Origin of the sequence: Sphingomonas pseudosanguinis (assembly GCF_052056765.1) — a bacterium.
GTDB classification, from domain to species: domain Bacteria; phylum Pseudomonadota; class Alphaproteobacteria; order Sphingomonadales; family Sphingomonadaceae; genus Sphingomonas; species Sphingomonas pseudosanguinis.
Genome location: NZ_CP189888.1, coordinates 2,440,290 through 2,455,658, shown reverse-complemented (window position 1 = coordinate 2,455,658; position 15,369 = coordinate 2,440,290). Strand labels below are relative to the sequence as shown.

The following is a 15,369-nucleotide window of genomic DNA, read 5'->3' as shown; positions in this document are numbered from 1 at the left end:
GATCCTTACTGATCCCCCGCGCCGCTATTGGTCGGGCTGGCCGGTGCGGCGTCCGCCTTGGGCCCGCCGCCCGAGCCCCGCGCGACGCGCACGCCGAAGCCTTCGGTGGTGACGGGACCTGTGGCGGCGGGGCCTGTAGCGGCCGGGCCCGTGGTGGCGGCGCCGGGCGCCGCCGAGGCACTACCTTCGCGCTGGCGACCCGGGACGGTCCGTCGCTGGTAGCGTGAGATGTCGCCGCCGGTGACATAGGAGGCACGGTCCGCCACCGGTGCCGCGGCACCGCCACCCGGATTCTGCAGATCCTCGGGCCGGTCGGCCAGCGCACGCAGCGACAGCGACAGCGTGCCGACCGTCTGCGCGACCGCCAGCTGCTCGGCGATCTTGGGCGTCGCCTCGACCGTGACCGTGGTGAAGGTCTGGATGGGCGTCTTGCCGTCATTGCCCGACTGGCCATCGGTGCGCTGGTCGGTGGCGAGCACGCGGACGTTGCGCAGGATCGTCTCCGACACCTTCAGCGGCGGGCCGTCACCGCCGCCCGCCACATCCTGGGTCAGGACGATGTCGATATGGTCGCCGGGAAACACGAATCCCGCCACCCCCGTCTGCGCCGACACCGGCACCGTCACCGCGCGCATTCCCGGGGTCAGCGCGGCGGCCAGGAAACCGCGATCGCCCGATTTGACGACCGCGCCTTGCGTCAGCGGCTGGCCGGCGGTGATCGCGAAGCGGACCACCGTGCCCAGCAGCTTGGACATATCGGTCTGACCCTTCAGGAAATAGGCGCCGCCGACCAGCTCCTTGGGCCAGGGCTGGAACTTCAGGGATGCGGAATCGATAATGGTCCCGACCGGCAGCGCGCGCGTCGCGACCAGGATTTCGGGGCCGGGTTCGGGCGGCGGCGTGACGATGACGGCGGCACCCGCCTGCGGCGCGGCGCTGCCCGCGGTCAGCGTGCGCGCGAACACGGCGGTCATCCCCGCGACCAGCAGGGCGCCCACCAGCAGTAAGATCTTGCGACTGTCCATCCTGCGTTCTTCGGCTTTCGTGCCGGGCATTCCGCCCGATAAGTTTGGCGTATCAGCTATGCGAAAAGGGGTTAAATATCGGTTCCTGCAGGATCAGCAGCCCGGCCATCGCGATGGCCACGCCGTAAGGAACCTCGATCACATCGCCGCCGCGCGCACGCCGCAGCCGATGGTCGATCAGCATCGCCAGCGTCACGACTCCCCCGAGCAGCGACATCAGCACCAGCATCCGCAGCAGCACGCCCAGCGGCAGCCACAAAGCGAGCGCCGCGATCATCTTCACGTCGCCGCCCCCCATCATCCCGACGCGAAAGGCCAGCGCGAAGAGCAGGAACATGCCGACCGCCCCGCCGATCTGGACCAGCGCATCGGGCCAGAGCGGCAGGCCCGACGCCCACCACCACAAGGGTGCGATCAAGGCGATCGCGATATTCTTGCGATCGGCGATCTCGCGGGTGCGCGCATCCTCGATCCCGGCGGACAACAGCAGCAGGCCGAGCGCGCAGAGCAGGGCGATACGGATGACGGACCAGTCCATAGGGCAAAAGCTCCTAGACGGCGGGGCTTTCCAAACCGTAACCGGGGATCGAATGACCGATGCGCCCGCTTCCGCCCTTGCCCTTCGCCGCCGCTTTCCCGCATCGGCGCGCCTGTCGCGCTGGACCGCGCCCGATGGCTGGTCGCATCGGCGGTTCGACTGGGCGGCGGCGCGGCCCGTCGGGCGGTTGCTGTTCCAGACCGGGCGCGCCGACGTCATCGAGAAATATCTGGAGGTCTTCGCCCATCTGGTCGAACGCGGCTGGAGCGTCACCGCCTTCGACTGGCGCGGGCAGGGGGGATCGGGGCGGCTGAGCCCGGACCCGCATGTCGGGCATGGCCCGGACTTTGCGGTGCTGGTCGACGACCTGCGCGCCTTCTGGGCCGAATGGCGGGGCGAGGCGGACGGCCCGGCCGTGCTGCTCGGCCACTCGATGGGCGGGCATCTGGCGCTGCGGGCCATGGTCGAAGGCGCGGTCGTGCCGGATGCGCTGATCCTGGTCGCGCCGATGCTGGGCCTGCGCCTGCCGTTCGGGCCCGGCCTGAGCGCGGCGATCATCGGCTGCATGGACAGCACATGCCCCACGCGCGGCATCTGGCGCGCGGGCGAATCGGCGGGCATGCACACGCGGCAACGCAATCTGACGCATGATGTCGGCCGCTATGAGGACGAGGCCTTCTGGTATGCGCGGCATCCCGAACTGGCGCTGGGGCCGCCAAGCTGGGGATGGGTGGCGGCCGCGCTGCGCTCGATCCGGGGATTGATCGACGACACGCGGCTCGACGCGATGACGGTGCCGACGCTGATGCTGCTGGCCGATGCCGACCGGCTGGTCGACCCGGATGCCGCCGCGCGGACGGCCGCGCGGATCGGCGCACGGCTCGTCCGCTTCGGACCCGAGGCGGCGCACGAGCTGCTGCGCGAGGCGGACCCGGTGCGTCTGCGCGCGTTGGCGGCGATCGATGCCTTTCTGAACGAGATCGCGCGGTGACCTGGGACATCGCGATCATCGGTGCGGGCATGGCCGGGGCGAGCCTGGCCGCCGCCATCGGTCCCCGTGCGCGCGTCGTCCTGATCGAGGCGGAGGATCTGCCCGGCCGTCATGCGACGGGCCGGTCGGCGGCCTTCTGGTCAGAAACCTATGGCGGCCCGGCGGTGCAGCCGCTGACCACCGCCTCCGGCCCCGCCTTGCGCGATGGCGGTTATCTGACGCCCTTGGGGTCGCTGCATATCGGGCGGCGCGAGGATGCGGGCCGGATCGACCGACTGCTCGCCGATTTCGAGGGCAGCGGTGTCGAGTTGCAGCGCGTCGATCCCGCCGCGCGTGTGCCAGGCCTTCGCCCCGAATGGGTGCACGGCGTGTGGGAGCCGAGCTGCGCCTATATCGATGTCGCCGCGCTGCATGCCGATTATCTGGCGGCGGCAAAGGCGGCGGGTGCTGCGCTGATGACCGATGCCGCGCTGCTGACGGCGGAGCGGCGCGATGGCACATGGCGGCTGGAGACCAAGGCCGGCCCGGTGCGGGCGCGGCTGCTGGTCAATGCGGCGGGCGCCTGGGCCGACACGGTCGCCGGCATCGCGGGCGCCGCGCCGATCGGTATCATCCCCTATCGCCGCACGATGATGCAGCTGCGCACCGACCCGACCGCGCCCGCCGGCCTGCCGCACGTCATCGACATCAATGGCCAATTCTATTTCAAGCCCGAGGCCGGCGGCCGGCTCTGGCTGACCCCGCATGACGAGACGCCCAGCGTCCCTTGCGACATCGCGCCCGAGGAATGGGATGTCGCGGTGGCGATCGATCGGCTGGAAAAAACCGTCGACTGGCACGTCGAAGCGGTCGAGCGTCGCTGGGCCGGCCTGCGCAGCTTCGCCCCCGACCGCGCGCCGGTCTATGGGTTCGACCCGAAGACGCCGGGCTTTTTCTGGTGCGCAGGGCAAGGGGGCTTCGGCATCCAGACCGCGCCGGCGGCGGCGGCGTTGGCGGCGGGATTGCTGTTGGGGGAGAAGGATGTGCCTGCGGGGGTGGACGCGGCACGCTATGGCGCGGGGCGGTTTTTGGGCTAGCGTTGCATTTGACGGCTACCGCCCAAACCCGGACGCTTCGGCGGGCAATCTATCTGGCCGAAAGCGGCCCTTCGTGCAGCGCGATCATTCCCATTTCGCCATCTTCAAGGGTTAGTTTCGGGAAGACGCAATTGGGAACATATTCTGGGAAAGTGGACGCTTCGGACATCATACGGTGCGATCGCCAGGGCAGCATTCTCCACAACGGGTTCCCAATCGGGAACGGCTATCAGGTATCGCCGGGAGTTCTACACGCCCGGTTTCCAACCACTTTCGGTGAGGATCGCTACCGGGTCTTTCAGATCGAGCAAAGTTCTGAGAGCAACACGCTTGTTCGGAGCTTTGTCATAGTACGCCTTTGCGATCCTATAGCCCACCCAGTACCCCAAATCGCCGGGCTTTTCCGGCGTACCAACGCCGTTGTATAGCCAAGCCGAGATATCTTTCTTGTTGGCGTCGTCAAGGAACCGTTGATCGATTTCCTTGACGTGACCTGCCGTCCACCTTTGTAGATGAACATTGCTTACCTGTCCTGAGGTAAGCTGAGCTACCAATTCGGCAACACCCTCAATGAGGGATGCCTTCAAAACCGTGGTGTTGTCGCTATCCGCGTCTAGCTCTGGTGATTGCTCGACGTGGCCGTACTCGTGAGCGATAAGATGATAAAGCCGCTCTGTTAGATTCGGTTGCAGCCATGAGGATCGGCATACTACTTCCAATCCGATCAGAACCCCAGACTTTCCTGTAGTGCCGCCACTGTTATTGCGACCAATGAGTATGGTGACTGGTGGAAATGTCGCTTGCGGGTCAAGGGTGGCCAATCGGTGGAAGGAGCCGCGTAGCTTGGCCTTTACGGCCGGAAGGACTTCCATGCATGATCGAGCTTGCCGATATATAAGCTCTTCCTTGCCAATTTCCTTGGCAAGCGCTTCGCCCGATATGATGCGATAAGGCACGAACTGGCGCACGCCGTCTGTTCCCTTATCTATGTAATCTTCTTGAAGTGTGCTGGCGGAAAGTTTGCCGTTGGCGGCATCGTACAGCTGATAGAAGTTGGTCACATCGGAAGTGCGAACCTCAACGGCCTGTGGACTGCTTGCAGATGCAGCCACGGCGACCACGATCAAAGCTGCACCGAACCCCCACTTACCACCCATGCCGTATTCCCCGATCGCTTTTAGCAGTTCGTATCCGAAGCTGATCGCGCAGGATAGATTCCCGTTTTTCGATCCTTTTTGGGAAAGAAGGGATGGCATAGCGTCGGCTATGGGAGCGGCGTCTTCATAAAACGGAATGTCCGCCACCCACCCATTTCGCCCTTTGTCGACACGGCGGAGTCCGTCCTACTTCCGAAACGTCTCCGCCGCATCGCTCGCCAGCTTGTCGGCGCGCTCGTTGTCCGGGTGGCCGGCATGGCCCTTCACCCATTTCCATTCGATCTGGTGGCGCTCCGCCGCCGCGAGCAGCGCCTGCCAAAGTTCGGCGTTCTTGACCGGCTTCTTGTCCGCCGTGCGCCAGCCGTTGCGCTTCCAGCCGTGAATCCATTTGGTCAGGCCGTCCATCACGTATCGGCTGTCGGTCGACAGCGTGACGGCGCAAGGACGCTTCAGGGCGTTCAGCGCCTCGATCGCCGCCATCAGCTCCATGCGGTTGTTGGTCGTCAGCGCCTCGCCGCCCGACAATTCCTTTTCATGCACGCCCGATCGGATCAGCGCGCCCCAGCCGCCGGGGCCGGGATTGCCCTTGCACGCGCCGTCGGTGGCGATCTCGACCGGGGTCACAGTCCGGCCTTTCCGTCGCGATAGGCGATATAGCGCCGCCAATAGGCCAGCGGGTCCTTGCGCATCACCAGCGCGTCGGCAGGGGTGTTCAGCCAGTCCCACGCCCGCGACAGGGCGAAACGCAGGCATGCCCCCATGGCCAGCTTGGCGAAGGCCGCGCGCTCGGTGTCGGTCAGCGGGAAGTGGCGTTCATACCCCTCGATCAGCGCCCCGCCGATCTCGGGCGCATAGGTCTCGCCGCTGGCGTCGAAGCTCCAGGCCGAGTGCATGACGGCGAGATCGTAGACCCGGTAATCGGTGCAGGCGAAGTAAAAGTCGATCAGCCCCGTGACCGTGTCACCCAGCACCAGCACATTGTCGGGGAACAGGTCGGCATGGATGACGCAGGTGTCGAGCGCCTGATCGTCCCAGCCGTCGAGCACCGCGTCCAGCGCCTCGCCCATCGCGTCATGCAGGCCCGGCGCGATCCGGTCGAGGTCGCGCCCGCATTGCGCGAACAGCGGCCGCCAGCTGGCATGGCCCATCGAGTTCTCTCGGCGCTGCGGGAAGTCGGCGACCGCCCGGTGCATCGCGCCCATCGCATCCGCCGCCGCCAGCGCCTGCGCCGGGGTAGGGTGGGACAGCGATACGCCGGTCAGGAACTGGATCAGGCAGGCGGGGCGGCCCGCCAGTTCCTGAATCTCGACGCCCTCACGGTCCTTGATCGCGGGCGGCACGGGCAGGCCCTTGGCCGCCAGATGGTCGAGCAGTGCGAGGAAGAAGGGCAGGTCGCCCGCCGCCACGCGCTTTTCGTACAGCGTCAGGATGAAGCGCGCGGTCGTGGTGTCGACCAGATAGTTGCTGTTCTCAACGCCTTCGGCGATCCCCTTGGCGGAGATCAGTTGGCCAGCGTCATAGCGTGCCAGAAACGCGGACAGCGCCTCGGCCGAAACCTGCGTATAGACGGCCATGGGTCAGGCGGCCGCTTCCAGCCCGCGCGGCAGCTTGAAGGCGATGGTCTCGCGCGTCGTCTCTTCCTCGCGCTCGGTGACGGTGAAGCGTTCCGACAGGCGATCGACCAGTTCACGCACCAGCAGCTCGGGCGCGGAGGCCCCGGCGGTCAGGCCCAGGGTCTTCACGCCGTCGAGGAAGGCCCAGTCGAGCTCGGCGGCGCGCTGGATCAGCTGCGCGCGCTTGCCCGCCCGCTCGGCCACTTCGACCAGCCGCAGCGAGTTGGAGGAGTTGGGCGCGCCGATCACCAGCACCGCGTCGCACTCGGCGGCGATCGCCTTGACGGCCGCCTGACGGTTCGAAGTGGCGTAGCAGATGTCCTCGCCACGCGGCCCCTGGATCGTGGGGAACCGGCTCTGCAACGCCGCGATGGTGGCGGCGGTGTCGTCGACCGACAGGGTGGTCTGGGTCAGGAAGGCGAGGTTGTCGGGGTCGGCGGGCGTGAACGCCTCGACATCGGCGACGGTCTCGACCAGCGACATGGACCCCTGCGGCACTTGGCCGAAGGTGCCGATGACTTCCGGGTGGCCCGCATGGCCGATGAAGACGATGTGGCGGCCCATCTCGACCAGCCGTTCGGCCTGGCGATGGACCTTCGACACGAGCGGGCAGGTGGCGTCGAAATATTCGAGGCCCCGGCTCTCGGCATCGGCGGGCACCGACTTCGGCACGCCGTGCGCGGAGAAGACGACGTGCGCGTTGGCCGGCACCTCGTCCAGTTCCTCGACGAAGATCGCGCCCTTGGCCTTCAGGCTGTCGACGACGAACTTGTTGTGGACGATCTCATGCCGGACATAGACGGGCGCGCCATGCTTTTCGAGCGCCAGCTCGACGATGCGGATGGCGCGGTCGACGCCGGCGCAGAAACCGCGCGGGGCGGCGATCAACAGGTCGAGCGGCGGCTTCGGAGCATCGGTCATGGATGCGGCTCTACGCCATTGCTTGCGCGCGTCCAACCCGGTTCCTATGCTGGCGACCAAACCGGCATCCTGCTTCGGCATCCAGAATAGGCGTTTCGACCTGTGAAAGCATCGTTTCTCGCTCCCGTCGCCCTTGCGCTCGTTCTGGGGGGCTGCGCCCGTACCGGCGAGATCGACGCCTCGGGCGGGATCACCGCCGTCCGCTCGGCCTGCCCGGTCGTCGGCGTGGCGGCGGGCACCGGCGACATCACGCTGTTCAAGACGCCGGGCGCGACCGACGAGGGTGCGATCGATCTAGTCGCGAACATGACCAATGTCCGCTCGACCTGCGCCGATGCGGGCTCGGATATCGTCACCACCGTGACCTTCAATGTCGAGGCGCGGCGGACTGACACGGCGGCGGCGCGCGACGTGACGCTGCCTTACTATGTCGCGATCGTGCGCGGCGGCACCAATGTCGTCGCCAAGCGGGTGGCGCAGGTGAGCGTCCATTTCGACGCCGGCCAGGCGCGCGGGCAGGTGGCGGGCGAGGCCTCGACCACCATCGCGCGGTCGGCGGCGACGCTGCCCGACGATGTCCGCGAGAAGCTGACCCGCCGTCGCAAGGCCGGTGACGAGGATGCGGCGGTCGATCCGCTGAGCCAGCCCGAGATACGCCAGGCGGTGGCCAGCGCCAGCTTCGAGGCGCTGGTCGGGTTCCAGCTGACCGAGGCGCAGCTGAAGTACAACGCGACTCGGTGACCCAGCCGCCCCTCGACCACGCCCTGCGGGCGCGGTCCCCCTCCCCAAGCGAGCTTGGGGAGGAATGAGTGTCGTCTGCAAATCCTCCCCATCTCTGATGGGGAGGGGGACCGCTCGCGAAGCGAGTGGTGGAGGGGTTTCTCCCGACCAATCCCACAATCCACAACATTGATCGCACCCGCCGCCGTTCCCGATTGACTTGACGCAACCCGCCCGGCAGAGGGCGCGGCGTCGATGTCGGACATGTCCGACATAGGCGCGCGCGGGAGAGCGCCGGGTTCATCTTTCAGGTGACGACAACCCGGCCGCCGAAGGAGCAACCACCCCGGAATCTCTCAGGCAAATGGGACCGCGCGATCGCCATCGACACTCTGGAAAGCGCGCCTCGGCCTCGGGCCGTCGTGCCACCGAAGGGGTAAGCCGGAATTTCCGGCGAAAGCTCTCAGGTTCCGTGACAGAGGGGGATCGGATCGGGTAAGGACATTTGCGTCCCTAGCCGACACCCTTTTGACGGAGACCGGCCCCGTGAGCGACGCAACCGACCTGAACGTAGAAGACGCCCCCGAGGGTCAGGAGATCATCCAGACGCTGCCGCTGGACGCATGGCATCGTGCGCGCGGCGGGCGGATGGTCCCGTTCGCGGGCTATGAAATGCCGGTCCAGTATGAAGGCATCATGGCCGAGCATCTGTGGACCCGCGAGTCGGCCGGGCTATTCGACGTCAGCCATATGGGCCAGGTGGTCTTCACCGGCGAGAACGGGCTGGCCCCGGTCATCACCGCGTTGGAAAAGGTCCTGCCGGGCGACATCGCAGGGCTCGGCGATCGGAAGAATCGTTATTCGCTGTTGCTCAACGAAGAGGGCGGCATCCTCGACGACCTGATGGTGACCAAGCGCACCCTGGACGGCGCCGAGGAACTCTACATGGTCGTCAACGGCGCGACGAAGTATGACGACATCGCCTATCTGCTCGACTTCATTCCCGACGATGCAACGCTGAACCTGCTCGACGAGCAGGCGCTGCTGGCGCTCCAGGGGCCGAAGGCGGTCGATGCGCTCTCGCGGATCGTGCCGGGCGTCGAGGCGCTGGTGTTCATGACCGCCGCCGACTTCGTGTGGAACGACGTGCCGCTGTGGATCAGCCGTTCGGGCTATACCGGCGAGGACGGTTACGAGATTTCGATCCCCGCCGAACATGCCGCCGCCTTCGCCGACCTGCTATGCGAACAGGCGGAAGTGAAGCCGATCGGTCTGGGCGCGCGCGACTCGCTGCGTCTGGAGGCGGGGTTGCCGCTCTACGGCCATGACCTCGACCCCGAGACGACGCCGGTGATGGCCGATCTCGGCTTCGCGCTCGCCAAGAAGCGTCGCGAGGCGGCCGACTTCCTGGGTGCCGGGCGTATCCTCGCCGAGCGCGAGAACGGCCCCGCCGTCAAGCGTGTCGGCCTGACCGTCGCGGGTCGCCAGCCGGTGCGCGAAGGCGCGTCGGTGGTCGCCGAGGACGGTTCGGTCATCGGCCGCGTCACCAGCGGCGGCTTCGCCCCGTCGATGGGTGCGCCGATCGCCATGGCCTATGTTCCCACCGAGCTGGCGACGCCCGGCACGACCCTCAAATTGCTTCAACGCGGCAAGACCCATGACGCCACCGTCACGGCGATGCCGTTCGTCCCCCATCGTTACGTTCGTTCAGGAGCCAAGTGACCATGAGCCGCTATTTCACCGAAGATCATGAGTGGATCGACGTCGACGGTGATGTCGGCACGGTCGGCATCTCCGATTATGCGCAGGGTGCTCTCGGCGACATCGTGTTCGTCGATGTCCCCGAGGAAGGCCGTGCGCTGTCCAAGGGCGACGAGGCCGCCGTGGTCGAGTCGGTCAAGGCCGCGTCGGACGTCTATGCGCCGGTCTCGGGCACCGTGGTCGAGGGCAATGCCCAGCTGGCCGACGAGCCCGCGCTGGTCAACAGCGACCCCGAGGGCGAGGGCTGGTTCTTCAAGATCACGCTGTCGGACGCGTCCGAGCTGGACGGCCTGATGGACGAAACCGCCTACGCCGCGTTCGTCGCGAAACTCTGATCTTCTTACTCCCCTCCCGCAGGCGGGAGGGGCTGGGGGAGGGGACTCGCTCTCCCCCGACTATCAGGCTCGTTGAAGCCGACTGCCCTCCCCCGACCCCTCCCGCCTGCGGGAGGGGAGAAGAAGGGGACGGGCGATGACCCCTCGATCCGCGAGGTTTTCGGGGTGAGGGGCGGAGAAATGGAACGCATGCGCTACCTGCCCCTTACCTCTTCCGACCGGGCCGAGATGCTCTCGGTCATCGGTGCCGGATCGGTCGACGACCTGTTCGTCGACGTGCCCGAATCCGCCCGCCTGTCCGGCCCCATCGAGGGGCTGCCCAACCACGCCTCCGAACTGGCGGTCGAGCGGCACATGACCGCGCTCGCCCGCAAGAACACCGTGGCGGGCGACGTGCCCTTCTTCCTGGGCTGCGGCGCGTATCGCCATCATGTCCCCGCCAGCGTCGATCACCTGATCCAGCGCGGCGAGTTCCTGACCGCCTATACGCCCTATCAGCCGGAAATCGCGCAGGGCACCCTGCAGATGCTGTTCGAGTTCCAGACGCAGGTGGCGCGTCTGCTCGGCACCGATGTCGCCAACGCCTCGATGTATGACGGCTCGACCGCGTGCTGGGAAGCGATCGGCATGGCGCGGCGCATCACCAAGAAGTCCAAGGCGATCCTGTCGTCGGGCCTGCACCCGCATTATGTCTCGGTCGCCAAGACGATGGCGAAATATACCGGCGACACGCTGGAGACCGGCACGCCCGTCCTGACCGCCGAGACCGACATCGACCAGATGATCGCGGCGATCGACGGCGACACGTCCTGCGTCGTCGTCCAGTATCCGGATATTCTTGGCCGCATCGCCGACCTGACCCCGCTGGCCGAGGCCTGCCATGCCAAGAAGGCGCTGCTGATCGCCGTCGTGACCGAGCCGGTCGCGCTGGGGGCGATCCGTAGCCCGGGTGAGATGGATGCCGACATCGTGGTCGGCGAAGGCCAGTCGCTGGGCGTCGGGCTCCAGTTCGGTGGGCCCTATGTCGGCCTGATGGGCTGCAAGGATAAGTATATCCGCCAGATGCCGGGCCGCTTCTGCGGCGAGACGGTGGACGCGGACGGCAAGCGCGGCTTCGTGCTGACGCTGTCGACCCGCGAGCAGCATATCCGCCGCGAAAAGGCGACGTCGAACATCTGCACCAATTCGGGGCTGTGTGCGCTCGCCTTCTCGATCCACATGACGCTGCTGGGCGAGGCGGGTCTGCGCCGGATGGCGGGGATCAACCATGCCAATGCCTGCCGTGCGGCGGATCGCCTGTCGAAGGTGCCCGGCGTGAAGCTGGTCAACGACGTGTTCTTCAACGAGTTTACGCTGGACCTGGGCCGCGAGGCGCGCCCGATCGTGCGGACGCTCGCCGAGCGCGGCGTGCTGGCGGGCGTGTCGCTCGGACGGCTCTATCCGGGCGAGGACGCACTCGCGAACGGACTGGTGGTGGCGGTCACCGAAACGGTGACGGCGGAGGATATCGAGACGCTTGCCCAAGCGCTTGAGGAGGTGCTGGCATGACGATCAACCAGAGCGGCTGGAAGCCCACGAGCCCCGAAGCGAACGAAGGCGGCGCGCCTGCGACCTTCACCGGCAATCGCGCGCTGATGCTGGAAGAGGCGCTGATCTTCGAGATCGGCGATGACAAGACCACCGGCGTCGATTTCGCCGAGGGCGATGTTGCGGGTTCGCGTCTGGGCGCGCTGAGCCGCAAGGACCCGATCGGCCTGCCCGGCTTGTCGGAGCCGGAGACGGTGCGTCACTATACCCGTCTGTCGCGTCAAAATTACGCGATCGATCTGGGCCTGTTCCCGCTGGGGTCGTGCACGATGAAGCACAATCCGCGCCTGAACGAAAAGATGGCCCGCCTGCCGGGGTTCAGCGACGTTCACCCGCTCCAGCCCGTCGACACAGTGCAGGGCGCGCTGGAGGTCATTCACCAGCTGGCGCACTGGCTGGTCACGCTGACCGGCATGACCTCGGTCGCGATGAGCCCCAAGGCGGGCGCGCATGGCGAGCTTTGCGGCATCCTGGCGATCAAGGCGGCGCTGGAGAAGCGCGGCGAGGGCCATCGCAAGGTGATCCTGGTGCCGGAATCGGCGCACGGCACCAATCCGGCGACGGCGGCGTTCGCGGGCTTCTCGGTCGAAGACATTCCCGCGACCGCCGATGGCCGTGTCGACACGGCGGCGCTGAAGGCGCGGCTGGGGCCGGACGTGGCGGGCGTGATGATCACCAACCCGAACACCTGCGGCCTGTTCGAGCGGGACCTGAAGGACATTTCCGACGCGGTCCATGCCGCCGGTGGCTATGTCTATTGCGACGGCGCGAACTTCAACGCGATCGTCGGGCGCGTGCGTCCGGGCGATCTGGGCGTCGATGCGATGCACATCAACCTGCACAAGACCTTCTCGACCCCGCATGGCGGCGGCGGGCCGGGTTCGGGGCCGGTGGTGTTCTCCGAGGCGCTGACGCCGTTCGCACCTTTGCCGTTCGTCGAGAAGACGGACGAGGGCTTCCGCCTGGTCGAGGAAGAGAATGCCGATGACCATCATGCCGACAGCTTCGGCCGCATGGTCGCCTTCCACGGCCAGATGGGCATGTTCACCCGCGCGCTGACCTATATCCTCAGCCACGGCGCGGACGGGCTGCGCCAGGTCGCCGAGGATGCGGTGCTCAACGCCAACTATGTCCTGCGTTCGCTGGAAAACACGCTCGACGCTCCCTTCGCCAAGAGCGGCCCGTGCATGCACGAAGCCATCTTCTCGGACGAAGGTCTGGCCGAGGGCTTCTCGACGATCGACGTCGCCAAGGCGCTGATCGACGAGGGGTTCCATCCGATGACCATGTATTTCCCGTTGGTCGTCCACGGTGCGATGCTCGTCGAGCCGACCGAAACCGAATCCAAGGCCGCGCTCGATCAGTTCATCGGCGCGCTGCGCTCGGTGGCGGAGCGGGCCAAGGCGGGCGACGCCTCGCTCAAGACCGCGCCGCACTTCGCGCCGCGCGCGCGCCTCGACGAGACGCTCGCCGCGCGCAAGCCCGTGCTGGTGTGGAAGGACAAGGCGGCCTGATCGCATAGCTACCCTCACCCTTCCGGCGCTATGCGCCTCCCTCCCTCTCCCAATGGGAGAGGGAAGGGGCCCGCCCGCATCGCGGGTGGGAAGGGTGAGGGTAGTTGTCCGTTCAAAGCGCCGTGAACAAACAAATCCCGCCCAAAATCACCCCCGGCGCATTAGCGAATACGATCGGCCAGTCCCGCTTCTCGCGCAAAAACCCGTACGCGACCCAGAGCGAACAGTTCACCATCGTCGCCAGCGGCTGAATCACCGAACCCTTCTGTCCCGCCAGATTGAGCTGGATCTGGTCGATATAGGACAGGTACATTGCCACGGCGGTCGCGGTGGCGATCCAGCCGAGCAGCATCAATTTCCGTTCGCTCACAGGTGGTTGATCCCCTTTTGGTAAATCGATTGAACCTCACGCAAGCGGACGCACGAACGAAGCGGGATGTTCCGGACCGGCAAGGGGAACGCCATGCGCTTTGACGAAAGCCAAGCCGGGACACTGGAATCGATCCTGCGCTGGCGGCGCGATGTCCGGCATTTCCGCAGCGACCCTGTGGACGAAGCGGTGCTGGCCCGACTGGCCAAGACGATGGCGCTCGCGCCCTCGGTCGGCAATGCACGGCCCTGGCGGGTGATCCGGGTCGAGGACCCTGGCTTACGCGCCGCCGTCCGCGCCGATTTCCAACGCTGCGACGAGGCGGCGGCGGCGGACTATGCCGACGAACAGGCCGCCGCCTACCGCGCGCTCAAGCTCGCCGGGCTGGACGCGGCACCGGTGCAATTGGCGGTCTTCACCCATATCGACCCGGCGGCGGGCCATGGCCTTGGCCGCCGCACCATGCCGGAAACGCTACGCCAGTCGACCGCGATGGCGATCCACACGCTGTGGCTGGCGGCACGCGCGGCCAATTTGGGGATGGGGATGGTCTCGATCCTCGACCCCGCCGTGATGGAGCGGATCTTTGCGGTGCCGAAGGACTGGGCCTTCACCGCCTATCTCTGCCTCGGCCATGCCGAATGGGACGACGATACCCCGCTGTTGCACCGGGCCGGGTGGCAGGAAAATGCGCCCACGCGGTGGGAGGTGCGCTGAAAATCCTCCCCGGCACGGGGAGGTGGCAGGCCGAAGGCCTGACGGAGGGGGCCGTCCGCACGGGACGTCCCCTGCCGCACGCCCCCTCCACCATGCTGCGCATGGTCCCCCTCCCCGTGCCGGGGAGGATCAATCTTCCGCCGCTGCCGAACTCGTCTGCTGCTTGCCCAGTCTCTGTTCGCGCCAGACGATGAACAGCCCGCTGGCGATGATCACCGGCGCACCCGCCCAAGTCCCCGCCGTGGGCAGCACCCCGAAGATCAGCCAGCCATAGACGGTCGCCCAGATCAGCCCCGAATAGTCCATCGGCACCACCGCCGCGACCGGCGCCAGCCGCGATGCGCCGGTCAGGGCCAGCTGGCCCAGGCCGCCCGCCAGCCCGATCGAGACGAGCACCACCCAGGTCAGCGGATCGTGCATCTTCAAATGGAAGGCATAGGGCACCGCGATGAAGGGCAGGGTCAGGACGGTGAAATAGAAGACGGTCGTCGTCGCTGGCTCGTCCCGCAGCTGGCGCAGGACGATGGCCACGATCGCGACGAACATCGCCGCCATTAGGCCCACGAACGCCCCGAATAGCGACATGTCGTTCGCCCCAGGCCGCACGACCAGCAGCACGCCCACAAAGCCGACCAGCACCGCGCTCCAGCGCTGCCATCCCGTCTTCTCGCCCAGCACCAGCGCGCCCAGCAATGTCGCGAAGATCGGCACGGTGAACTGGAACGTCGTCGCCTCGGCCAGGGGCAACAGCATCACCGCGCCGAAGGTGAAGACCATACCGACCAGCCCGACCATCGCGCGCTTGGCATGGCCTTTCAGCCGCTGCGTGCGCAACGACGCCAGCCCCGGCCCCGCCAGGACGAAGGCTAGCACGACCGGCAGCGCGCAGAGCTGGCGAAAGAACATGGTCTCGGAAAGCGTCGCCCCGCGCGACTCGGCCAGCTTCACGAAGGCCGACATGGTCGACAGGAAGAAGATGGCGATCAGGCGCAGGCCGATGCCTTTGAGCACGCGGTCATCGGACATGGGGCGCTCCTAGCCCGT

At 66.9% G+C, this 15,369-nt stretch carries 16 protein-coding genes and 1 riboswitch; of the genes, 8 read left to right on the top strand and 8 right to left on the bottom strand.

The annotated features are described in order from the left end of the window. Positions 1-5: 5 nt before the first annotated feature. Together cpaB and ACQHGV_RS11010 are read right to left on the bottom strand one after the other, a co-directional pair. Complete coding sequence (gene cpaB, locus ACQHGV_RS11015; protein WP_440978229.1) at positions 6-1,025, bottom strand: Flp pilus assembly protein CpaB; 1,020 nt, start codon at positions 1,023-1,025, stop codon at positions 6-8. Positions 1,026-1,077: 52 nt separating this feature from the next. Beyond that, the gene (locus ACQHGV_RS11010; RefSeq protein ID WP_440978228.1) at positions 1,078-1,563 is read right to left on the bottom strand and encodes an A24 family peptidase; all 486 of its coding nucleotides are present in this window, start codon (positions 1,561-1,563) and stop codon (positions 1,078-1,080) included. Between the two features lie 52 nt (positions 1,564-1,615). On the opposite strand from ACQHGV_RS11010, the gene ACQHGV_RS11005 reads away from it, so the two are divergent. Continuing rightward, positions 1,616-2,554 (top strand): alpha/beta fold hydrolase, encoded by a 939-nt coding sequence (locus ACQHGV_RS11005; RefSeq protein ID WP_440978227.1) that lies wholly within the window; start codon positions 1,616-1,618, stop codon positions 2,552-2,554. Continuing rightward, positions 2,551-3,630, top strand: coding sequence for an NAD(P)/FAD-dependent oxidoreductase (locus ACQHGV_RS11000; RefSeq protein ID WP_440978226.1), 1,080 nt, complete (start codon positions 2,551-2,553; stop codon positions 3,628-3,630). The genes ACQHGV_RS11005 and ACQHGV_RS11000 overlap by 4 nt, the downstream gene beginning before the upstream one ends. Before the next feature lie 248 nt (positions 3,631-3,878). Here ACQHGV_RS11000 and ACQHGV_RS10995 read toward each other — a convergent pair whose 3' ends face one another. The 4 genes from ACQHGV_RS10995 to ispH are packed head-to-tail and all read right to left on the bottom strand — an operon-like array spanning position 3,879 to position 7,321. Continuing rightward, the gene (locus tag ACQHGV_RS10995) at positions 3,879-4,934 is read right to left on the bottom strand and encodes a DUF2268 domain-containing putative Zn-dependent protease (RefSeq protein WP_440978225.1); all 1,056 of its coding nucleotides are present in this window, start codon (positions 4,932-4,934) and stop codon (positions 3,879-3,881) included. Between the two features lie 39 nt (positions 4,935-4,973). Beyond that, entirely contained in the window at positions 4,974-5,411 is a 438-nt protein-coding gene (gene rnhA, locus ACQHGV_RS10990; protein ID WP_183950532.1) for a ribonuclease HI, read from the bottom strand. Next, on the bottom strand, positions 5,408-6,361 hold the full coding sequence (gene thrB, locus ACQHGV_RS10985) for a homoserine kinase (RefSeq protein WP_440978224.1): 954 nt from the start codon (positions 6,359-6,361) through the stop codon (positions 5,408-5,410). The genes rnhA and thrB overlap by 4 nt, the downstream gene beginning before the upstream one ends. Before the next feature lie 3 nt (positions 6,362-6,364). Beyond that, complete coding sequence (ispH, locus tag ACQHGV_RS10980; protein WP_440978223.1) at positions 6,365-7,321, bottom strand: 4-hydroxy-3-methylbut-2-enyl diphosphate reductase; 957 nt, start codon at positions 7,319-7,321, stop codon at positions 6,365-6,367. Between the two features lie 102 nt (positions 7,322-7,423). On the opposite strand from ispH, the gene ACQHGV_RS10975 reads away from it, so the two are divergent. The 5 genes from ACQHGV_RS10975 (at position 7,424) to gcvPB (ending at position 13,238) form a co-directional block, all read left to right on the top strand. Continuing rightward, positions 7,424-8,062 (top strand): hypothetical protein, encoded by a 639-nt coding sequence (locus ACQHGV_RS10975; RefSeq protein WP_440978222.1) that lies wholly within the window; start codon positions 7,424-7,426, stop codon positions 8,060-8,062. Between the two features lie 253 nt (positions 8,063-8,315). Continuing rightward, a riboswitch (glycine riboswitch) is annotated at positions 8,316-8,424 on the top strand. Positions 8,425-8,587: 163 nt separating this feature from the next. Beyond that, a complete protein-coding gene (gene gcvT / locus ACQHGV_RS10970) occupies positions 8,588-9,763 on the top strand; it encodes a glycine cleavage system aminomethyltransferase GcvT (protein WP_440978221.1) in 1,176 nt (391 codons plus the stop codon). 2 nt (positions 9,764-9,765) lie between these two features. Further along, the gene (gene gcvH / locus ACQHGV_RS10965) at positions 9,766-10,137 is read left to right on the top strand and encodes a glycine cleavage system protein GcvH (protein WP_312488000.1); all 372 of its coding nucleotides are present in this window, start codon (positions 9,766-9,768) and stop codon (positions 10,135-10,137) included. Between the two features lie 189 nt (positions 10,138-10,326). Further along, the gene (gene gcvPA, locus ACQHGV_RS10960; protein WP_440978220.1) at positions 10,327-11,685 is read left to right on the top strand and encodes an aminomethyl-transferring glycine dehydrogenase subunit GcvPA; all 1,359 of its coding nucleotides are present in this window, start codon (positions 10,327-10,329) and stop codon (positions 11,683-11,685) included. Next, complete coding sequence (gene gcvPB / locus ACQHGV_RS10955) at positions 11,682-13,238, top strand: aminomethyl-transferring glycine dehydrogenase subunit GcvPB (protein WP_440978219.1); 1,557 nt, start codon at positions 11,682-11,684, stop codon at positions 13,236-13,238. The genes gcvPA and gcvPB overlap by 4 nt, the downstream gene beginning before the upstream one ends. A 112-nt stretch (positions 13,239-13,350) precedes the next feature. Here the strand turns inward: gcvPB and ACQHGV_RS10950 are convergent, their stop codons facing one another. Next, entirely contained in the window at positions 13,351-13,590 is a 240-nt protein-coding gene (locus tag ACQHGV_RS10950; RefSeq protein WP_042484722.1) for a SemiSWEET family transporter, read from the bottom strand. Between the two features lie 111 nt (positions 13,591-13,701). Between ACQHGV_RS10950 and bluB the strand changes: the two genes are divergently transcribed. Continuing rightward, entirely contained in the window at positions 13,702-14,325 is a 624-nt protein-coding gene (gene bluB, locus ACQHGV_RS10945) for a 5,6-dimethylbenzimidazole synthase (protein WP_440978218.1), read from the top strand. A gap of 129 nt (positions 14,326-14,454) precedes the next feature. Here bluB and ACQHGV_RS10940 read toward each other — a convergent pair whose 3' ends face one another. Next, positions 14,455-15,351: a DMT family transporter gene (locus ACQHGV_RS10940; RefSeq protein ID WP_440978217.1), complete on the bottom strand. Its 897-nt coding sequence runs from the start codon at positions 15,349-15,351 to the stop codon at positions 14,455-14,457. Between the last annotated feature and the right edge of the window lie 18 nt (positions 15,352-15,369).